At 57.8% G+C, this 20319-nt stretch carries 18 protein-coding genes; 4 read left to right on the plus strand and 14 right to left on the minus strand.

Annotated features, from left to right (window positions below; all coding sequences use genetic code 11):
- The 13 genes from sufB to ACESLM_RS24715 form a co-directional block, all read right to left on the minus strand.
- A partial coding sequence (sufB, locus tag ACESLM_RS24655) for a Fe-S cluster assembly protein SufB (protein WP_372635647.1) occupies positions 1-1341 on the minus strand: 1341 nt, incomplete at its 3' end.
- 19 nt (positions 1342-1360) lie between these two features.
- Positions 1361-1810 (minus strand): Fe-S cluster assembly sulfur transfer protein SufU, encoded by a 450-nt coding sequence (gene sufU, locus ACESLM_RS24660; protein WP_372635650.1) that lies wholly within the window; start codon positions 1808-1810, stop codon positions 1361-1363.
- A complete protein-coding gene (locus tag ACESLM_RS24665) occupies positions 1794-3026 on the minus strand; it encodes a cysteine desulfurase (RefSeq protein WP_372635653.1) in 1233 nt (410 codons plus the stop codon). Before ACESLM_RS24665 ends, sufU begins: the two co-directional genes overlap by 17 nt.
- A gap of 2 nt (positions 3027-3028) precedes the next feature.
- Positions 3029-4333 carry a Fe-S cluster assembly protein SufD gene (gene sufD, locus ACESLM_RS24670; protein ID WP_372635656.1) on the minus strand — a complete coding sequence of 435 codons (1305 nt, stop codon included), beginning with the start codon at positions 4331-4333 and terminating at the stop codon, positions 3029-3031.
- Between the two features lie 14 nt (positions 4334-4347).
- Positions 4348-5127 carry a Fe-S cluster assembly ATPase SufC gene (gene sufC / locus ACESLM_RS24675; RefSeq protein WP_372635659.1) on the minus strand — a complete coding sequence of 260 codons (780 nt, stop codon included), beginning with the start codon at positions 5125-5127 and terminating at the stop codon, positions 4348-4350.
- A 171-nt stretch (positions 5128-5298) separates the two neighbouring features.
- On the minus strand, positions 5299-5865 hold the full coding sequence (locus tag ACESLM_RS24680) for a DUF1802 family protein (RefSeq protein ID WP_372635662.1): 567 nt from the start codon (positions 5863-5865) through the stop codon (positions 5299-5301).
- A gap of 57 nt (positions 5866-5922) precedes the next feature.
- Positions 5923-7305, minus strand: a complete 1383-nt coding sequence (locus ACESLM_RS24685) for a hypothetical protein (RefSeq protein ID WP_372635664.1) — start codon at positions 7303-7305, stop codon at positions 5923-5925.
- Positions 7295-7831 carry a sigma-70 family RNA polymerase sigma factor gene (locus ACESLM_RS24690; RefSeq protein WP_233162955.1) on the minus strand — a complete coding sequence of 179 codons (537 nt, stop codon included), beginning with the start codon at positions 7829-7831 and terminating at the stop codon, positions 7295-7297. Before ACESLM_RS24690 ends, ACESLM_RS24685 begins: the two co-directional genes overlap by 11 nt.
- 161 nt (positions 7832-7992) lie before the next feature.
- Positions 7993-9387, minus strand: coding sequence for a hypothetical protein (locus ACESLM_RS24695; RefSeq protein ID WP_372635667.1), 1395 nt, complete (start codon positions 9385-9387; stop codon positions 7993-7995).
- 311 nt (positions 9388-9698) lie between these two features.
- Positions 9699-11276 (minus strand): alpha-amylase family glycosyl hydrolase, encoded by a 1578-nt coding sequence (locus tag ACESLM_RS24700; protein ID WP_372635670.1) that lies wholly within the window; start codon positions 11274-11276, stop codon positions 9699-9701.
- A complete protein-coding gene (locus ACESLM_RS24705; protein ID WP_372635673.1) occupies positions 11273-12103 on the minus strand; it encodes a sugar ABC transporter permease in 831 nt (276 codons plus the stop codon). Before ACESLM_RS24705 ends, ACESLM_RS24700 begins: the two co-directional genes overlap by 4 nt.
- A complete protein-coding gene (locus tag ACESLM_RS24710; RefSeq protein WP_372635676.1) occupies positions 12100-13392 on the minus strand; it encodes a carbohydrate ABC transporter permease in 1293 nt (430 codons plus the stop codon). The genes ACESLM_RS24705 and ACESLM_RS24710 overlap by 4 nt, the downstream gene beginning before the upstream one ends.
- A gap of 79 nt (positions 13393-13471) precedes the next feature.
- Entirely contained in the window at positions 13472-14800 is a 1329-nt protein-coding gene (locus tag ACESLM_RS24715) for a sugar ABC transporter substrate-binding protein (RefSeq protein WP_372635679.1), read from the minus strand.
- Positions 14801-15493: 693 nt separating this feature from the next.
- Between ACESLM_RS24715 and ACESLM_RS24720 the strand changes: the two genes are divergently transcribed.
- From ACESLM_RS24720 to mtnA, 3 genes are all read left to right on the plus strand, one after another.
- Positions 15494-16519, plus strand: a complete 1026-nt coding sequence (locus tag ACESLM_RS24720) for a LacI family DNA-binding transcriptional regulator (protein ID WP_372635682.1) — start codon at positions 15494-15496, stop codon at positions 16517-16519.
- Positions 16520-16863: 344 nt separating this feature from the next.
- A complete protein-coding gene (mtnK, locus tag ACESLM_RS24725; RefSeq protein WP_372635685.1) occupies positions 16864-18072 on the plus strand; it encodes an S-methyl-5-thioribose kinase in 1209 nt (402 codons plus the stop codon).
- A gap of 45 nt (positions 18073-18117) precedes the next feature.
- The gene (gene mtnA, locus ACESLM_RS24730; RefSeq protein ID WP_372635687.1) at positions 18118-19188 is read left to right on the plus strand and encodes an S-methyl-5-thioribose-1-phosphate isomerase; all 1071 of its coding nucleotides are present in this window, start codon (positions 18118-18120) and stop codon (positions 19186-19188) included.
- Positions 19189-19193: 5 nt separating this feature from the next.
- On the opposite strand, the gene ACESLM_RS24735 is transcribed toward mtnA, so the two are convergent.
- On the minus strand, positions 19194-19508 hold the full coding sequence (locus ACESLM_RS24735) for a YunC family protein (RefSeq protein ID WP_372635689.1): 315 nt from the start codon (positions 19506-19508) through the stop codon (positions 19194-19196).
- A gap of 172 nt (positions 19509-19680) precedes the next feature.
- Here ACESLM_RS24735 and ACESLM_RS24740 point away from each other — a divergent pair, with 172 nt between their 5' ends.
- Complete coding sequence (locus ACESLM_RS24740) at positions 19681-20262, plus strand: hypothetical protein (protein ID WP_372635692.1); 582 nt, start codon at positions 19681-19683, stop codon at positions 20260-20262.
- Positions 20263-20319: the final 57 nt, after the last annotated feature.

A 20319-nucleotide genomic window follows, 5' to 3' on the forward strand; every position in this document is an offset into this window, starting at 1 on the left:
CTCCATCGGCAGTTCCTTCGTGAACGGCTCGATGAAGCCCATGACGATCATCTGCGTCGCGTCGGCTTCGGACAGGCCGCGGCTCATCAGGTAGAAGAGCTGGTCCTCGGACACCTTGGAGACGGTCGCTTCGTGCTCAAGCGTGATGTTGTCGTTCATGATCTCGTTGTAAGGAATCGTATCGCTCGTCGACTGGTTGTCGAGGATGAGCGTGTCGCACTTGATGTTCGACTTCGCGCCTTCGGCGTTGCGTCCGAAGGAAGCCAGACCGCGGTAAGTGACCTTGCCGCCGTGCTTGGAGATCGACTTGGAGACGATCGTCGAGCTGGTGTCCGGAGCGAGGTGGATCATTTTCGCGCCTGCGTCCTGGTGCTGGCCTTTGCCTGCAACCGCGATCGAGAGCACCATGCCCTTCGCTCCGCGGCCTTTCAGGATAACCGCAGGATATTTCATCGTCAGCTTGGAGCCGATGTTGCCGTCGACCCATTCCATCGTCGCGTTCTCTTCGGCGACCGCGCGCTTCGTGACGAGATTGTAGATGTTCGGCGCCCAGTTCTGGATCGTCGTATAGCGGACGCGAGCGTCCTTCCTTGCGATGATCTCGACGACCGCGCTGTGCAGCGAGTTCGTGCTGTAGACCGGAGCCGTACAGCCTTCGACATAGTGAACGGAGCTGCCTTCGTCGGCGATGATCAGCGTGCGTTCGAATTGGCCCATGTTCTCGGAGTTGATCCGGAAGTAGGCTTGCAGCGGAACGGTGCACTGTACGCCTTTAGGGACGTAGATGAAGCTGCCGCCGGACCATACCGCGCTGTTCAGCGCAGCGAACTTGTTGTCCGCAGGCGGAACGACCGTGCCGAAATACTCCTTGAAAATTTCCGGATGCTCGCGCAGGGCGGAGTCGGTGTCCATGAAAATGACGCCTTGCTTCTCGAGCTCCTCCTGCATGCTGTGGTAGACGACCTCGGATTCGTACTGCGCCGACACGCCCGCCAGGAACTTCTGCTCCGCTTCCGGAATGCCCAGCTTGTCAAACGTAGCTTTGATCTCCTCGGGGACTTCCTCCCACGTCTTGCCTTGCTTCTCGGACGGCTTGACGTAATACTGGATGTCTTCGAAATCCAGATCGTCCATATTGCCGCCCCAAGTCGGGGTTTCCATCTTGCGGAATTGTTCCAGCGACTTCAGACGAAATTTCAGCATCCATTCCGGCTCGCCCTTCATCTCCGAAATCGTGCGAACGATTTCTTCGGTCAGCCCTTTGCCGGATTGGAATATCGCTTTATGCTCGTCGCGGAACCCGTATTTATATTCGTCCAAGTCGGGCATTTGCTTCGCCATTGCCGATCAACCTCCTCGATTATTGTTCGATGCCTTCGTGATTGCCGCTTCCGTGCTCCACGCCTTTGCGCAAGGCGTTCCAGGCCAGCGTAGCGCACTTGATTCTAGCCGGGAATTTGTTAACGCCGGACAGCGCCTCGACGTCTTCGTAATCTTCGAATTGAACGTCCTCGCCCTTCATCAGCGCGGAAAATTTATCCGCGAGCGCCAGCGCCTCTTCGCTCGTCTTGCCCATAACCGCTTCAGTCATCATCGAAGCCGACGACATGCTGATCGAGCAGCCTTCGCCCGTGAACTTCACGTTGCGGACGACGCCGTCTTCGAGCTGAAGCTGCAGGGAAATCCGGTCGCCGCACGTCGGATTGTTCAGGTTGACGGTTACGGAACCGTCCTCCAGTTCTCCCCGGTTGCGCGGCATTTTATAGTGATCCATGATGACGCGGCGGTACAAATCATCCAATTGACTCATAACCGAAAAACTCCTTTGTCTTAACCAGAGACTCGGCCAGCCGGTCGATATCTTGTTCGGTGTTGTACAGGTAGAAGCTGGCCCGGGCCGTCGCGCTGACCTTGAGCCACCGCATCAGCGGCTGGCAGCAGTGATGCCCGGCGCGCACGGCGATGCCTTCGGTGTCGAGCACCGTCGCGACGTCGTGCGGGTGTACGTCTCCCAGGTTAAAGGTGACGAGTCCGGCGCGTTGATCGGCCGGCGGACCGTAGATCGTCACGCCGTCGATCGACGACAGCCGATCCATCGCGTAACGAACTAGCTTATGCTCGTGGGCCTCGATGTTGTCCAAGCCGATCTGCTCCAGGAAGTCGATCGCCGCGCCGAGTCCGACGGCTCCGGCGATGATCGGCGTGCCGCCTTCGAACTTCCACGGCAGCTCCTTCCAGGTCGAATCGTGCAGCTCGACGAAGTCGATCATCTCGCCGCCGAATTCGATCGGCTCCATTCTCTCCAGCAGCTGCGCCTTCCCGTATAATGCCCCGATTCCGGTCGGAGCGCACATCTTATGCCCGGAGAAAGCATAGAAGTCGATGTCGAGCGCCTGCACGTCGACCTTCATGTGAGGCGTGCTCTGCGCCCCGTCGACGACGATGATCGCGCCTTTGCGGTGCGCGATCTTCGCGATCTCCGCGATCGGGTTGACCGTGCCGAGCACGTTGGACACGTAGGTGATCGCGACGATTTTCGTCCGTTCCGTCACCGTCGCTTCCACGTCCTCCAGCGTAACCGTCCCGTTCGGCTGCAGCGGAATGTACTTCAGCGTCGCTCCCGTCGCCTTGGCGGCTTGCTGCCAAGGGATCAGGTTGCTGTGATGCTCCATCGGCGTAATAACGATCTCGTCGCCCTCTCGCAGCGTCTGGCGGGCATAGCCGGAGGCAACGAGATTCAGAGCGGTCGTCGTGCCGCGGGTGAAAATGATTTGCCTCGAAGCCGGAGCGTTCAGGAACCGGGCGACTTTCTCCCGGGCTCCCTCGTAAGCGTCCGTCGCGCGCGAGCCGAGCGTATGCACGCCGCGGTGCACGTTGGCGTTATCCCATTCGTAGTAACGTTTGACCGCTTCGATGACCGAGCGGGGCTTCTGCGTTGTCGCCCCATTATCCAGGTATACGAGCGGATGTCCGTTAATATCCTGTTGGAGAATCGGAAATTCCGACTTCAATGCGATCGGGTCCATAATTAGCCCAGCTTTCTTTCAAGGATGCGGTGCAGTTGCTCGCGCAGCCCTTCCAGCGGAATCTCGGATACGACCGGGTCGAGGAAGCCATGAATGATCAGCCTCTCCGCTTCGCTGCGGGTAATTCCGCGGGACATCAAATAATAAATTTGCTCGGCGTTCACTTGGCCTACGCTGGCCGCGTGTCCGGCTTTGACGTCGTCCTCGTCGATCAGCAGGATCGGGTTGGCGTCTCCGCGAGCTTTCGGGCTCAGCATGAGCACCCTCTCCGTCTGCTGGCCGTTTGCCTTCGTGGCGCCGTGCTCGATCTTCGTAATGCCGTTGATGATCGCCGTCGCTTCTTCCTTCATGACCGCGCGGGTAATCATGTCGCTCTCGCTCGAACGGCCGAAGTGAACGGCTTGCGTCGTGAGGCTCATGCGCTGGCTGCCCGTTCCGACGGAAATGATTTTCGAATCGGACGTCGATCCGTTGCCTTTAAGCACCGACTTCGTATCGGTAACGGCGTTGCCGTTGTGCAGGTCGCCGACGATCCACTCGATGCGCGCGTCGTTGTCCAGCACGGCGCGGCGGTAAGCGAAATCGATCGCACTCCCGTCCATATGATGAACGGCCGCATACTGCACGAACGCTCCGGCTTTCGCGAATACTTCCACGGCGCTGTTGTGCAGCAGCGTGGACGTCGTCTCGCCAAGCTTGGAAGCGACTTGCTCCACGAAGGATACGCGGCTGTGCTTATCCGCGACGACGAGAACGTGAGGCATGAACGTAGCCGTCGCATCATCCGCGAACAGCAGCGCCTGAATCGGCTCCTCGATCACGACTTCGCTGGGCACGTACAGGAATACCCCGCCGTTCCAAAGCGCCGCGTGCACGGCGGACAGCTTGTGCTCATCCTTCGTATAAGCGGTCATGAAATGTTGACGGAACAGCTCCTCGTGATTGCGGGCGGCGTCTTCCAGACTCGTCAGAATGACACCCTTCGCCTTCAATTCGTCGGATAGCTGCGTGTAGATGACGGAAGAGTTATGCTGAACGATCAGGGGGCCGCTCTTCTCTTCCGGCAGCAGCGCGGCAATCGGGGCGGGCAAATCCGCCGCGGAAGCCGCCGCCTGCCCAGGGCGGTTCACTCCGTAATGGTCCAGCGTCCAGCGCGTCAGGGGAAGCTTCTCCGGCTTCGGCAACGGAAGCTCCGTCGCCAGCTGTCCGGCTTCTTCGCGCACGGTGACGAGCCAGGCCGGCTCGTTCTTGCTGCGCGCTATTGCGGCGGCCGCTTCCCGGCCGAAGGAAGTTATGGGTGTACTCATCGCTGCCTGCCTCCTTAAGCTTGGCCGACGGTCTCGTCGACGATGCCCAATTCTTCTTTTACCCAATCGTAGCCTTCCGCTTCCAGACGCTGAGCCAGTTCCGGTCCGCCGGATTTAACGATGCGGCCTTGCATCATGACGTGCACGAAATCGGGTTTGATATAGTTCAGCAAACGCTGATAGTGGGTGATAATCAGGAAGCTGCGGTCTTCCGCGCGCATTGCGTTCACTCCCTCAGCCACGATGCGCAGCGCGTCGATGTCGAGACCGGAATCGATCTCGTCAAGAATGACCAGCTTCGGATCGAGCAGCATCATCTGCAAAATCTCGTTGCGCTTCTTCTCGCCGCCGGAGAAGCCTTCGTTCAGATAGCGGTGCATGAACTCGGGATTCATCTCCAACTCTTTCATCTTCGCTTCCATCTGACGCACGAACTTGATCAGGGAAATCTCGTTGCCTTCCTCGCGACGGGCGTTGATCGCGCTGCGCAAGAAGTCGGCGTTCGTGACGCCCGTAATTTCGCTCGGATACTGCATGGCGAGGAACATGCCCGCGCGCGCGCGCTCGTCGACGCCCATCTCCAGCACGTCTTCGCCGTTCAGCGTAACGGCTCCTTCGGTTACTTCGTATTTCGGATGACCCATCAACGCCGATGCAAGCGTACTTTTGCCCGTACCGTTAGGCCCCATGATCGCGTGCACTTCGCCGCCGTTAATTTTCAGATCGATTCCTTTCAAAATCTCTTTGCCCTCTATGGACGACTTCAGACCTTGAATTTCAAATTGAGTGGACATTCTTCTAACCCTCCAGGTTCTATGAGGACTTATTCTATGGAATAAATCCTTATTTATAATTATTTTAATTTGATTCTCAGTGATTCTCAATAACAATTTTATGAAAGATACGTCAAAAAAGCAAACCGTTCTTCGTCCCGATCGGAAACGAACGACGGTTTGCCTGCAATATCAACGATGTATGCGGTTTCTTACTTCTTCCGATTGCCGTCGGAATTGCTCGTCGTCCAGCACCGGAGTCAGCGGCGAGCCGCTCAAATCTTGAAGTTCGATCCAGGATTTGCATCCGCCGTATTCGTCTCGCATCGGAATCGTCCGAGGCTCGTCCAGCCGGTAGACTCGCAGGACGAGCACGTGCAGCGGCTTCGTTTTTTTCCACCGCAATCGCTCCTCCGCGTAATCCTCCGTCCAAATATGCAAACCTTCCAGCCGCTTCAACGTCTCCGCGTCCGTCACTTCCAAGTCCTCCGCAACCTCCGCGAACGAGGTGACCGTCACGAATCCCGGCGTCAACGCCGCTTCCGCCTGCGTCTGCTCTACGCCTCCGGCGGCTTCCGGAATCACCAAATTCGGGCGCTGGTGCTCGAAAGACGGGAACAGATAAAACCTCGGACTTTCCAGCCGGAACTCCTTCGTCTCCTCGGCGATGCCGCCCTTGCGCAGCACGATGACCTGCCTGCCTTCCTCCAGCGCCTTGACGGCGACGGCCCATTCTCTCAATGCGATCGTCGTTTCCATTGCGTTGCTTCCCTCTCCTCTGTGCCTTAACGATTTCTTCATTATAACACAGTCGGATTAGGGAAGGTTGACCCGTACCTCAAGCTCGGGCACGTAGGTCGACTTCCCGAAGCTTTCCGCCACGATCTGAAGCTTCGCTTCGGACTCAACGGGACCGAAAACCATTCCGCTCTCCTTGCCGTACAGCGTATCGATAACAGGCACCTTGCCGTTCTCGACGTCGTACAGGGAAAAGCCGACAACCTCGCCGGGCGGGAACAGCGTGCGCACGACAGTTCGGTCCGACCGCCTTTCGATCGCCGTGACGATCAATTCCTTATCCTCCCCGATCGGAACGACGAGCGGATCGTTCGGGGTAGGCACGCTCTTTACGTCAGCCCGTCCCTTCACGTCGTTGATCTTCCAATCCCAGTAGACCGGTCTGATCAGCAAGCTGTTCGCCTCGGGATTAAGCGCGGGGAAGCTCGCATGGCTGATCTCCCCGTTTGCGGATTCGCGGAGAGCGACCGCTCCGTACCGGTATCCCGTATCGTCTTCCAGCTCGATTCCGAAAACCCGGTTTATTCTGGATGCGGACGGCTTGAACGTATAATCGATTCTCGTGGACACCTTGGACATCGAAACTTTGCTCACGTTCAGACCGTAGCTCACGTCAAATGAGTTTTGCGGATTGACGATGACGAGCGAAGGGTCCTGCCTGCGCACATCGACATCGAACTCCCACTCTCCGTCGACGGTCCCGATCCGCGAAACGGCCAACTCGAAATCCGTATACTGCATCCGGAAGCCTTCGAAAGGGTAGTATGTCGTGGACAGCACGCCTTCGTATTGAGTCGAGCTCACGATCGTATACTCGTTGCGAAAAACGGCGTATTCCCCTTCGTCTTCTCCCGCTTGGCCGACATATCCGACCGTCTGCCCGTCCAATCGCACAGCGCCCTTCAAGTTAAAATCCTTAATCGGCTGATCCGACGTGATCGAGTAGCGGATAGCCAGCGCATAGCCGTCGTTGACGATGTAGCCAAGCCGCACGTGAATTCCTTGATCCGATACGCCTGCGCCCGACACCGAGTTCTCCTTCAGACTCATTCTGCGGATCGATTCTCGGAGTTCATAGACGGAGAGCTGCGACCTCAGCCTCTCGTTCTCGGAGTGGACATCAATCGGAATCTCCGAAGACGGTCCGGCCTGCCCGATAGGATTCTCTAGCGCCCCTTCCTGATTGTAAGCCGAATACCCCGCGATCGATCCTCCGACGATCGCCGCCGAAGCGATCAGCGCGGCCCAAGCTCTGCGTCTCCTTGCCGTCCGCCTCTGCGCGCTCCGATCCGGCAAAGCCGCCAACGTCAGCTCGATCCTCTCCGCAACGGTTGCCGGAACGCTCGTCCCCTCCCGTTTTCCGATGTTCTGCAATCTCGTTTCCAACTGTTCAGCATTCATAACCGATCTCACCTCTCTCGGATACGTTCAGCCATTTGACCAACTGTCGCCTGGCCCGATGCAGCCTCGACTTCAGCGTCCCTTCCGACACGTTCATGATGTCCGCGATCTGCGCCAACGGCAAATCCGCGAAATAATGCAGCTTCACCAACGTACGCAGAGGCTCGTCCAACCGATTGACGGCATCCTTCAAGTCGAGATCCGACTCCCTGTCCGGAGCTGCCCGGTCCGGAATCGCATCCGTAGGAGACACTCTCTTCTGCTTCCGGTAGATTCGCCGGCACTCGTGAATGAGAATCCGAAACATCCAGGTCCGAAAATAAGCCGGCTCCCGCAGCTTCCGAACGCTTCGGTAAGCTTGCAGAATCGCTTCCTGAATCGCGTCCGCGCAATCCTCGTCTCTGTGCAGCAGCGTCCGCGCCATTCCGTACAGCTCGTTTTGCATCTGTCGGACAAGCCTTGAGAACGCCTCGCGGTCGCCCGAGCAGGCGAGCTGTACATCCGTCTTCCATGCCAGTTCAGACAACGGTTCTCCTCCGTTTCCAAGACGTTTCGCCGCCTTATTTTTCTCTATCTATCTGTTAGATCCCGCATCCAGGCAAACGGTTCATTTTAGTTTCATTGTAGTGCAGCCGATCCGCGCCCGTCGAGACGACAGGGCGGTTCGGCTGCAGGTTTGCGCCCTTGCTACACGAGGAATATCGCGACGACCGTCGTGACGGCGAGCCCGATCAGCACCGGCTTCAGGTTGCGCCGGGCCAGCTCGAACGGGCTGACGCCGCAGATGGCCGCGGCCGGGATCAGCGCCCACGGGATCAGCGTTCCGCCGCCGACCCAGATCGCCGCCACCTGGCCGAGGGCGGTCAGTGTCGCCGCTCCGCTGCCGAGCGCGACGGAGAACATGTGCGCGACCGAGCCGACGAGCGAGATGCCCGAGAACCCCGAGCCGTCGAGGCCGGTAATCGCTCCGGTTGCCGTCAGCGTCACCGATGCGACCGCTCCGTTCATCGGCACCGAATTGGCGAGCGCCACGCCGAGATCGTTCACGATGCCGTGAGAACCGAGCAGCGCGCCGTCGCCGAACAGCTCCTTGAACGCCGAATCGCCGAGATAGAAAAACGCCGCGATCGGAATAACCGGTCCGAATACCCGGAATCCGAATTGAAAACCTTCTATTAAATAGGAGGTCGTCTCTTCCAGCCCTCTGTTCCGATGGGCCAGCATCGTCGCCACGATCAGGATGACGACCGCCGTACCGCCGATCAGGGCGGTCGCGTCGCCTCCTTGCAGGTCGAAGGCGAACATCACCGCGACGTCGATCGCGAACAGAATCGGGATCGCGATGGCGAGCGCCTTCTTCACCGAAGCCGGCAAGTTCACCGCCGCTTTCGTCCCCGCTTCCTCCCGGCCGACGGCGACAAAGCCGTCGTTCCACTTCCCGTTCTTCATGTCTCTGCGCATCATCCAGAATGCGACGATCGTCGTCACGAGCCCCATCACGATGACGAGCGGGACGCTGGCCGCCATGACCTGGGACACCGGCAAGCCCGCCGCGTCCGCCGTCAGCTTCGGCGCTCCTTGAATAATGTAATCTCCGGACAGTGCGATGCCGTGCCCGAACAGGTTCATCGCGACGGCCGCTCCGAGCGCGGGCAGGCCGACGCGCAGCGCGACCGGCAGCAGCACGGCCCCGATCAGGGCGACGCCGGGGGACGGCCAGAAAAACAGCGAGGTCAGCAGCATGATGATACCGATGCCCCAGAACGCCAGCGTGGGCGTCCGCAGAAAGCCTGTAAGCGGTTTAATCATCGTCTCGTTAATGCCCGTAATGATGAGCACGCGGCTCATGGCGACGATGATCGAGATGATGAAGATCGTGCCCAGCAGCTCCTTGGTGGCGTAAATAAAGCTGTTGAAAATGCCCGACACCGAGCCGCCGATGCTTTCCGTCGCGATCAAGCCCAGCGTGAAAATGCCCGCGACGCAGATCAGCGTCGTATCTCTTCGCTTCACGAGCAAAGCGAGTATGAATGCGATAAACGCCACGTAAACCCAGTGAATCGCAGATAATTGAATATCCACCTATCCCACTCTCCAGTCATTCGTGCGAGTGCTCCATTGTATGTGGCCGGATGGATAGGCGTTCGTGCCAACGCAAATAGAGGGCTGGGCCATAAGTAAAAAGAGTCGTACGGAAAGATAATCGATCGAGAATGGTTGCCGTGCATGTATCTCCTTCCGATGCTATACGATCCCGAAATTGGAATTGATTAACCCGTGATAGGGTAATTTCAGGACCGTATGAGGCAGTCTCCAGAAGATACATGCACTTTCGTAATCAATTATCGTGTACGACCTTACTTATGGCTCAGCCCCCTTATGCTAATTTTTATTTAGGGGGTCAAAACAACCGTTCCGTAAGGAGGAAGAGAGATCGCCTGTCCGTCCATCGACGCCGCGCCGTCGGTCGTCAGCTCCAGCTTGGAGAAAACGGCTTGCTCCGGTTTGCCTTCCGGCAGCGCGACCGTCTGCGGCTGCTCGGACATATTGTGCAGCACCAGCAACTGTTCGTCTCCGCTCGCGCGGATGTATGCGGTGACGTAGTCGCTCCCCGCGTCGTAAGAAGCGATAGTACCCTCTCGCAGCGCAGAGTGCTGCGCCCTCCAGGAAATGAGCTTCCTGTAGTGGTTGAGAAGGGAGTCCGGATCGGCCTCTTGGGCTTCCACGGACGCCTCTTCGGTGCGATACGACGAGCTTTGCCACGTCGTCTCCTCGGGCGAGCCGCCCTTCCTCGTCCAAGGGAACGGCTCGCGCAGCTTCTCGTCCGGCTTAAGGCCGGCCACGCCCAGTTCCTCGCCGTAATAGACGAAGGCGTTGCCCGGCATCGTCAGCAGCAGCGAAGCCGCCAGCTTGGCGCGGTCGACGCTGCCCCCGACCGCGTTCATGACGCGGGTCTGATCGTGATTGGACAGGAATGGCGCGTCGACGAACCGGCCGCCGGACACCTTGGCGAAATAATCGTGCATGCGGGACAGCGTAAAGCCGATGCTGGACGATCGGCCCGAAGCCGCCGCGCCGAGCAGCGTGCCCGCGAGATCGAAGTTAAACGCCGAATCGAGCGCGTTGTCCAGGTAAGGCGCGACGATCGCCGCGCCATCCCACACTTCGCCGACGAGATAGGCGTCGGGATTGACCTCGTTCAAGCCTTGGCGGAACTCTTGCCACCAGCTTTTGTTTTTCTGCTGCACCGTCGGCGAGGAGATCGTCGACTTGAAATCGCCGAAAATATGCTTGGCCGCGTCCAGCCGGAAGCCGTCGACGCCTTCCTTGAGCCAGTATTGGCCGATGGCGATCATTTCCTTGCGGACTTCGGGATTATCGAAGTTCAAGTCCGGCATGCCGCCCCAGAAGACGCCCAAGTAGCTGCCGCTCTCCCCCTTGTGCCACGGGTCCGATCCCGTCGCCCCATCGGAGGGCGTCGCCAGCTCCGCATTTTCCACCCACGTATACCAATCCCTGTAATTGCTACCCGCGCCCCGAGCCGAATCGGTGAACCACGGATGCTCGGAGCTCGTATGGTTGACGACAAGGTCCATCATGACGCGAATGTCGCGGCGGTGGGCTTCCTCCAGCAGCTTGCGGAAGTCGTCCATCGTGCCGTAATCCGGGTGAATCCCGTAATAATCGGTCACATCGTAGCCATGGTAGCTTGGGGACGGCTGAATAGGCATCAGCCACAACCCGTCCACACCGAGTCCTTCCAAATAATCGAGCTTGCCCGTCAGGCCGATCAAATCCCCGATGCCGTCCCCGTCCGAATCGGCGAACGAGCGAACGAACACTTCGTAGAATACGCCGGACGGTCCGTCCGCCGGAGCGGCGGTTTCCTTCCGGACGGCTGCCGAACAGCCGGCCAGCAGCAGAGCGGCGGCAGCGAAAAAAACGAGCGGTCTCTTCGCCCAGCGCCTCATCCTTTGGACGCTCCCGCCGTCAGCCCGTCCACGAGGAAACGCTGGGTGTACATGAACAGCAACGTAATCGGCACCGCAACGAGCACGCAGCCCGCGGCGAACAGCGTAAACTCGGTGCTGTTGTAAGAGTCGATGATGTTCCACAGGCCTACAGCGAGCGTCCAGTTTTCCGGAGTACGCAGGATCGCCCTGGCGAAAATAAAATCGACCCAGGCACCGGCGAACGTCGTAAGAGAAATGTACGTGATGATCGGACGCGACAGCGGCAGGATAATGCGCATGAAGATCGACATATGGCTTGCTCCGTCGATGCGCGCCGCTTCCTCCAAGCTTCTCGGAATCGTATCGAAGAAGCCTTTGGCGACGAACATCCCGAGCGCCGCGCCCGCAGAGTAGACAAGTACGAGCGCCCAGATCGAATCGAGCAAGTCGATCGTGTTCAGAATGATGAACACCGCCATAATGCTCAGGAAGCCCGGGAACATGCCGAGAATCAAAATCAGCATCATCATCGCCTTGCGGCCCTTGAACCGGAAGCGCGAGATTGAGTACGCCGTCAGCAGCTGAATGAGCGTGCCGAGCATCATGCTCGCCGTCGCCACCTTAAGCGTGTTCCAGTACCAGCTCGCGTACGGAATCGAACGGTCCGCCCGTTCCCGGAACAGATCCCGGTAATGATCGAGCGTCCACGCGGTCGGAATGAAGTGATCGCTGAACAGCGAATTGCCGACGCGGAAGGAGGACAGCACCGTCCACAGAGCCGGGTAGATGCAGGCTACGGCGATCAGCGCCAGCAGCGCGTAACTGAACAACAGACGCGGTTTCATTGGATCATGTCCTCCTCGTTGAACGACCTCGTTCTCCTGAACATGACGATGGCCGCGGCCGCGATGAACAGGAAGAGCAGAATCGATACGGCCGCCGCGATGTTGTACTGGTTGAAATCAAGAGTCAGCTTGTACAGCCAGGTGACGAGCAGATCCGTTTCTCCTGCGTTGTTGTATTTCATCGTAGCCGGATTGCCCCCGGTCAGTAGGAAAATGACGTTAAAGTTGTTGATGTTGCCCACAAACTGCGTAATGAGAATCGGAGCCGTCGCGAACAGAACGTATGGCATCGTGATGTTGCGGAACTTCGCCCAAGCGGTTGCTCCGTCCACGTCCGCCGCCTCGTAGAGGTCCTTTGGAATCGTCGTCAGGATGCCCATGACGAGAATCATCGACACCGGGATGCCGATCCACATGTTGACGACGATGACGGACACCTTCGCCCAGAACGGATCGTTCAGCCACGGCAGACCTTCCATCCCGAAATAGCGGAAATATTGGTTGATCGGGCCGAACTTCTCGTTGAGCAGGTTTTTCATGATGAGCAGCGAGACGAATTGCGGAATGGCGTACGGAATAATGAACAGCATTCTCCAGATGCCTTTGAACCGGATGCCTTGCTGATTAATCAAAAGCGCGACGAGAATGCCCCCGAAATAGCAGGTCACCGTGGCCAGAATCGCCCAGACGATCGTCCAGCTCAGAACGCCGACGAACGTATTGCTCCAGACGTTCATGTTGAACAGCTTATCGAAGGTGGCGAAGCCGACCCAGTCGACCAGGTTTTTCGGCGGAATATGATTAGGCGACGCGTAGTTCGTAAACGCGATCAGCGATGTGAACACGATCGGCATGATCGTGAAGAACAACACGCCGATCATCGGCACCGACAGGAGCAGCCACGGGAACACGCTGCTGTTCAGCACGCGCAGCTCCGAGCCGCTTTGCTTCCTTCGTCCGACGACGACCGCGTCGCGAATATTCAATGCGTAGAACAGCAGAAACAGCAGGACGACGAGAATCGCCAATACCCCGTAGATCATCATGAAGATGGAATGGTCTCCGGGAACGTTTTTATAAACTTTGCCTACCTTGACTAGATGCTGGCCCTGCTCTCCGAGCGTTACGATCCCCTTCAAGTGGGGGGTGAGCTTGGCGGCGATCGCATAGATGCCGGCCGCGTATACGAGAATGAACGACAAGCCTTTGACGTACTGCCGATTGTACAATTGGCCCAATCCCGCGCAAATTACGGAAAGCCAACCCGCCGTCGCAGCGCGATGCTTCAAGATGAGCCCTCTCCTTCCTGTTAAGCCGTCTCACCCGCCGCGAGGCGGCGGGTGGATGGCGCATGGTTGCGTGCTATTGTTATTGCGCGGATGCGATCGCGTCTTTCACTTTCTTGGCCCAATCGTCCATCGTCGCCTGCGGATCGGCCTTGTCGTTCCACAGGGAAGCGAGCGCGGCTTCATGCGTCGCCCAGAACGCGTTCATCTCGGCGATCTTCGGCATCGGCGTGGAGTTGTCGAACTGCTTCAGGAACACGCTCGCGAACGGATCGCTGCTCACTTTGTCGCTTGCCGCTACGTTCTTGTTGGACGGCAGGCTGCCGAACAGCTCGAAGTTCTTCGCCTGGAACTCCTCGGAGGAGACCAGCTCCGCGAACAGCTTCGCGGCGATCGGATACTGCGAATACGCGTTGACCAGGAAGCCTTTGACGCCGGAGAAAGGCATCATCGGTTTGCCGTTCGGCAGCGTCGGATATTCCATGACTCCGAGGTTGGCGATCGACTTCTTGAACTCGCCCGTCTGCCAGGGACCGCTCACGTTCATCGCCAGCTTGCCTTCGTTGAACAGGCTCGTTTTGATGTCCGATTTAATGTCGGCCGCTTTGATCGGCAGGATTTGGTCCTTCAGGCTACCGAAAAATTGTGCCGCTTCGACGGAGCCCGCGCTGTTAAGACCGATATCGGAGCCGTCGGTGCCGTCCTTGCCGAATACGTAGCCGCCGTAGCCGCCGAAGAGGCCCCAGCTCCAGTATCCGTTGCCGACTTCCCACATGTAAGCGTACTTCTGCGCTTTCACGTCGTTGAACTTTTTCGCGAATTCGATAACCCCGTTCCAATCCTTCGGCGCTTCGCCGTTCGTGTCCGCGAACAGGTCTTTGTTATAGAACACCGCCGTCGTCTCTACGGACATCGGATAGCCGTACAGCTGCCCGTCGATCGCCCATGCTTCCACGGATTTGTCGGAGTTGTTCGCCTTCGACTCTTCTTCGTGCAGGTCGTTCGGAAGCACGACGCCCGCTTGGACCGCCGAGCCGAGACGGTCGTGCACCGCCAGGAAGACGTCCGCGCCTACGCCGGCCGGTGCGTCCGTAATCATTTTCTCGATCGATTTGTCCGGACCTACGTCCTGGTATTCGATATCGATGCCGTACTTCTCTTTAAATGCTTTGGCGGCTTCGTCGATCAGCGCTTTCTCGCTCGCGGAATACCAGACGACCAGCTTCGCGCCTTCTTCCGGCGCGTACTCCTCTTCGCCCGCTTCCTCGGAAGGAGCGGCGCTCGCGCTTTCCGTAGCGGCAGGCGAGCTGGCGCTAGGAGAAGATGACGCATTGTTCCCGTTATTGGCTCCTCCGCAAGCGGACAACAAGAGCGCCATTGTCAGCATCGTGCTTGCATACACTTTTTTCATTCGTTTCCGAACCCCTCTCACTGATTTCAATAAATTGCGCTTGGCCGATCTATCTCACCGTCATTTTCCGCTCTGGTCCGGGACGTCGTTTTCTAGTGCAAACGTTTGTCTATTAGGGCAAAAAAATGACAAACAGCCCGGTTTTCGAGCAAGTTTGTGTAGGTTTGATAAATGAAAGCGCTTTTGGTTCTGCTTTCTATCATAATTAAAAACAGATATTTGTAAATCGTTTGCACCTATTAAATTCGAAAGAAAATGCGTATAAAACTTTAATTTACTCGTTATATCTCTTCATTTTGGTTTTTCTTCATGTTGCGCTTTTGTGCAATATGTGGCACAATATTTGCGCCATCACGCACACGAAGATGCACAAAAAAAACGGATTTTCCAATGTACACCTTGCCCGGATCGGATACAATAAAACTATTAGTGCGTGTTCAAAAAGTCGGCTTTTCAGGACTGAGGCTGGTCGTTCGCCTGACGGCGAACTGCTCGCCCATGCATCCTGGAAGGTTGGATGAAGCTTAGGGATTGAGGAACGGTCGTAAAGCGTAGGAAAACCTACGTGAGCACCGGAAAGCCCGGCTGAATTCAAGATTCGATGTCGAATCCGCTTCCCGCTCTACTTCGTCATCAAAAACTGACTTTTTGAACATCCTCTATCAAAACGTTCGTAAAGGAAGGCCATCGACAATGACCGTCACGATCAAAGACGTAGCCAAGGCGGCGGGCGTATCGCCATCCACCGTATCCAGAGTAATTTCCGAGCATCCCCGGATCAGCGCGGAGACGAGCAGGAAAGTCAAAAGGATCATGGAAGAGCTCGGATACCATCCGAACCTGATGGCGAAAAGCCTCGTCTCCAGAACGACCCGTACGATCGCGGTCATCTTCCCCAAGCCGGCCGAGGAACTGCTCTTAAACTTTTTCTTCTATGAATTGATCAGAGGAGTGCTCGCCCAGTTGACCCGGGCAGGCTACGACCTGCTGATGGCGGGCGGCAGCAACGAGCAAGAAGAACTCGACACCGTAGCCCGGCTTGTCAAGGGAGGCCGGATCGACGGACTCATCCTGCTCTACTCCCGATCCTCCGACCCGATCATCCATTTCCTGCGCAAGGAGAACATGCCGTTCGTCCTGATTGGCAGAAGCCTGGATTACGAGGACGTACCATCGGTGGACAACGACAACGTGCAAGCCTCCTACGACGCCACGAAGCACCTGATCGCCCAAGGCCAGAGAAGAATCGGCTTCGTCAGCGGGCCGGCCAAGCTGGCCATGACTCAGGACCGCATGAACGGCTATACGAAAGCGCTCGCGGAAGCCGGACTCCCGTTCAAGCAAAGCTGGGTCGTCGAAGGAGAGTTTCTGATCGAGAGCGGCTATCGCGCGATGGCTTCGATCATGTCCCAGCCGGAACCGCCGACCGCTCTCGTCGTCATCGACGACGTCGTCGCCTTCGGCGTGCTCAAAGGCTTGTCCGAGCTCGGCTACCGCGTACCGCAGGACGTCGCCATCGTCAGCTTCAACAATATCGCCTTGTCTGAACTCACGATTCCTCCGATCAGCTCCGTAGACGTCGGAACCTACCAGCTCGGCTACACGGCATCGCAGATGGTGCTTAATCTGATGAAGGACATCGAGATTACGGCCCGGCAGCTCATTCCGCATCGGCTTGTCGTGCGGGAATCGTCCCTCCGTCCGGAAATGCCCGTTTGAGCTGGGGTGTCCTCAGCGTCAGGGCAACCCAAGTGATCGATAAAAAGAATGGGGATATATCTCCTGTAGAGCGAAGCGCCTGCCTCATACGGTTATGAAATTACCCTGTTGCGGGTTAATCAATTCCTAATTTCATGATCGTATCAGCAGCGGAAGGAGATATATCCCCATGTTCATAGATCGATCACTCGCCTTTTTTTCATCCTTATAAGGACAAGCCGGCATGCTGCGGCTTGTCCTTCGGCACTTTAAACCGCGCATAAAGTGATTTATACTAACATACAGACCATTTTGAGATAAATACAACTGAACCCGTCGGATAACTTTGTGGAGGCGAACGTTTAATGAGCAATTATCACCCGTTAACCGAACAAGAAGCGATCGAGATCGCCCGAAGTATCGCTGGCGTATTCGGTCCCGAAGGCGAGCTCGGCTGCCGCGAGATCGGAGACGGCAACCTGAATCTCGTATTCCATGTCAGCCAAGCTTCCACGGGTTCCGGCCTAATCGTGAAGCAGGCGCTGCCGTACGCCAAAGTCGTCGGCGAATCGTGGCCGCTGTCGCTCGATCGCGCGCGCATCGAGAGCGAAGCGCTGATCATCGAAGAGCGGCTGGCCCCGAGCCTTGTCCCGAAGGTATACCATTCCGACAACGAACTGGCGCTTACGGTCATGGAGGATCTGAGCAGCCACGTCATTATGCGGCAAGGCTTGATCGCCGGGGGCGTCTACCCGCTGTTCGCGGAGCACATCTCCGACTTTCTCGCCAAGACGCTGTTCTTCACGTCCGATCTGGGCATGAACCAGCAAGAGAAGAAGCAGCTCGCGGGCTCTTTCGTCAACCCGGACCTGTGCAAAATTACGGAAGACCTCATCTTCGACCATCCGTATACGAATGCCGATACGAACAGCTTCGATCCGCATCTGCAAGCGGATGCCGAAAACCTGTGGGCCGATCAGGAGCTTCATCTGGAAGTCGCCCTGCTCCGGGAGAAATTTCTGACGCACGCGCAGGCGCTCCTTCACGGGGATCTGCATACCGGCAGCATCTTCGTCACCGAGCAGTCGACCAAGGTGATCGACCCCGAATTCGCCTACTTCGGACCGATGGGCTTCGACATAGGCGCAGTGATCGCGAACCTGCTGCTGCACTATGCGTCGCAAGAGCATTGGTCTGCGGACGAAGCTTACCGCCAAGAGCGCAGACAGTATTTGCTCGCCACGATCCGCGACATCTGGAACGGCTTCGAGCGGAAATTCCGCGCGCTGTGGAACGAGCACGGCGTCGATCGGATCGCCAAGACGGCGGGCTACCAGGAAGACTATGTAAGCCGGCTTCTGCAGGATACGGCCGGCTTCGCCGGAGCCAAAATCGTACGCCGGATCGTCGGTCTCGCGCACGTCGCGGACATCGATAAAATTCCGGACGCCGACGTGCGGGCCCGGGCGCAAAGACTGGCGCTCGCGATCGGAACGACGCTGATCAAGCGCAATCGCCGAATCGCGTCCATCGAAGACATCATCGATATTGCCGATTCCGCCGCCCGGTTATAGAACCGCAAGCCGTCGGGCAAAAGAATCGAGAGGAGCATCAAACCAATGAACCATGAATCGAAACAGGCGAGTCACGAAGTACTGCAATCCCTCATCTGGGAAAACGACGCGTTGTCGCTGCTCGATCAGCGCCTCCTTCCGGAGGAGACCGTCTATCTTCATCTGACGACGCCTCAGGACGTCTGGGAAGCGATCCGGGAGCTGAAGGTGCGGGGAGCGCCGGCGATCGGCATCGCGGCCGCTTACGGCGTCGTGCTCGGCGTCCAAGGATTCGCCGGAAGCCCGGCCGACTGGGCGGCGGAGGCGACCCGCCACGCCGAGCATCTGGCGACGTCCCGGCCGACCGCCGTGAACCTGTTCTGGGCGCTCGATCGGATGAAGGCGCGGGCCCAGGCCCTCGCCTCGCTCGGACTTGAGCCGGAAGAAGCGACGCAAGCGCTGCTGGACGAAGCGAAACAAATCCACGCCGAGGACGAGGAGACGAACCGTCTAATCGGCGAGCACGCGCTGACGCTGTTCAAGGACGGCATGGGCGTACTCACCCACTGCAACGCCGGAGGACTTGCCACGGCCAAGTACGGCACGGCGCTTGCTCCGTTCTATCTGGCGCTGGAGCAAGGCATTCAGCTCAAAGTGTTCGCGGACGAGACCCGTCCCGTGCTGCAAGGCGCTCGCCTGACCGCCTTCGAGCTGCAGCGAGCAGGCGTTGACGTGACGCTGATCTGCGACAATATGGCCGGCCACGTCATGTCCAAAGGCTGGATCCAAGCGGTCATCGTCGGCACGGATCGCGTTGCCGCCAACGGGGACGTCGCCAACAAGATCGGCACGTATAGCGTGGCCGTGCTGGCCAAGGCGCACGGCATTCCTTTCTACGTCGCTTGTCCGCTGTCGACCGTCGATCTGTCGACGCCGACGGGCGCCGACATTCCGATCGAGGAGCGCCATCCCGACGAAGTAACCGTCGGCTTCGGCAAGCGCACCGCTCCCGAAGGGGTAGCGGTGTACAACCCGGCATTCGACGTCACCCCGGCAGATCTGGTGACCGCAATCGTGACCGAGAAGGGAATCGTAACCGCTCCGTACGAAGAGAGCTTGCGCAAGCTGTTCGAATAATCTCGTTACGAAGCGGCTTCCGCCATAATTCGAATCGCTTCCCGTCCGCGCATGCCAGCGATAATGCCAAGGGCTTGCGCGGCGTCGGTAACGGATTCGAGCGGCGCATCCAGCAGTTGTTCGATCGTCTTGACCCCCACGGCGCGGCCCGCGACGATCGCGCGGTCCTTCAGCCTCTCGTTGAGCAACTGGACGTCCAGAGCGCCGCACATAATGTATCCAGGACCGGCCGTCACGGCCAGAAGCGTCGTCTTCGGCAGCAGCACCTCGACGCCGATCGCCGTCCATTCTCCGACTCGCAGCGGCATCACTTTAACCATGCCAATCACCTCCAAGTTCAGGCATAGGTTCATGCGATATAAAATATGCGAAGCTAGAATTATTTTTCAGGGCATTTAGACCCATAACCCCTATATTGGGCGTCCATCTCGTGGTATATTGGGTTCTAGGACATGGTTTTACCGGACTATGCATGGCAACGGAGGCTTCTTCATGAAAGACACCCATCAGAATTCCGATGACTCCCATTCTTTTCTAGTGGAATTCAGCATCTCCTCTCCGAACAGAGGAGATGCTTTGATACGCCTGCTTCAAGAACTGAACAACGCGAATTTGGACCATTATCGGATCGTAACGGACAATCGGGCCGCTTCGGCTCGGGAGGACGAGAAGGCTAAACCTTCCGCTCCGGCTCGGGAGGACGAGAAGGCTAAACCTTCCGCTTCGGCTCGGGAGGACGAGAAGGCTAAACCTTCCGCTCCGGCTCGGGAGGACGAGAAGGCTAAACCTTCCGCTCCGGCTCGGGAAGACGCGAAGGCTAAACCTTCCGCTCCCCCCAAGAAGCCGGCGCCCAAACCTTCCGAGCCCAACCCGTTGGAGCTTCGCATTCGTTTTTTTATCGAAACCAGCAAGCTGATCCGGATCAACATAAACAAAGGCCGCGGAATCAAGCTCAGCATTCCGTGCCGCGTGTTGAACTACGATGCCGACAAGCAGCTCATCACCGCGTACCACGTGGACGAGAAGCAAGTTTACACCGTCGGACTGAACGAGATCGACGACTTCGTGGAATAACCGGCTGCACAGCAAAACACGCACCGCAGGGCAGAGAAGCCCTCGGCGCGTGTTTTG

It is taken from the genome of Cohnella sp. (genome assembly GCF_041641335.1).
GTDB lineage: Bacteria > Bacillota > Bacilli > Paenibacillales > Paenibacillaceae > Cohnella.

Bases quoted from the DNA above. Each gene is read 5' to 3' on its own strand.
- ACESLM_RS24665 (WP_372635653.1), bottom strand. From the start codon at position 3,026: ATGGACCCGATCGCATTGAAGTCGGAATTTCCGATTCTCCAACAGGAT.
- ACESLM_RS24680 (WP_372635662.1), bottom strand. From the start codon at position 5,865: ATGGAAACGACGATCGCATTGAGAGAATGGGCCGTCGCCGTCAAGGCG.
- sufC (WP_372635659.1), bottom strand. From the start codon at position 5,127: ATGTCCACTCAATTTGAAATTCAAGGTCTGAAGTCGTCCATAGAGGGC.
- ACESLM_RS24700 (WP_372635670.1), bottom strand. From the start codon at position 11,276: ATGAGGCGCTGGGCGAAGAGACCGCTCGTTTTTTTCGCTGCCGCCGCT.
- ACESLM_RS24735 (WP_372635689.1), bottom strand. From the start codon at position 19,508: ATGGTTAAAGTGATGCCGCTGCGAGTCGGAGAATGGACGGCGATCGGC.
- ACESLM_RS24720 (WP_372635682.1), top strand. From the start codon at position 15,494: ATGACCGTCACGATCAAAGACGTAGCCAAGGCGGCGGGCGTATCGCCA.
- sufD (WP_372635656.1), bottom strand. From the start codon at position 4,333: ATGAGTACACCCATAACTTCCTTCGGCCGGGAAGCGGCCGCCGCAATA.
- mtnK (WP_372635685.1), top strand. From the start codon at position 16,864: ATGAGCAATTATCACCCGTTAACCGAACAAGAAGCGATCGAGATCGCC.
- ACESLM_RS24715 (WP_372635679.1), bottom strand. From the start codon at position 14,800: ATGAAAAAAGTGTATGCAAGCACGATGCTGACAATGGCGCTCTTGTTG.
- mtnA (WP_372635687.1), top strand. From the start codon at position 18,118: ATGAACCATGAATCGAAACAGGCGAGTCACGAAGTACTGCAATCCCTC.
- ACESLM_RS24705 (WP_372635673.1), bottom strand. From the start codon at position 12,103: ATGAAACCGCGTCTGTTGTTCAGTTACGCGCTGCTGGCGCTGATCGCC.
- ACESLM_RS24740 (WP_372635692.1), top strand. From the start codon at position 19,681: ATGAAAGACACCCATCAGAATTCCGATGACTCCCATTCTTTTCTAGTG.
- ACESLM_RS24685 (WP_372635664.1), bottom strand. From the start codon at position 7,305: ATGAATGCTGAACAGTTGGAAACGAGATTGCAGAACATCGGAAAACGG.
- sufU (WP_372635650.1), bottom strand. From the start codon at position 1,810: ATGAGTCAATTGGATGATTTGTACCGCCGCGTCATCATGGATCACTAT.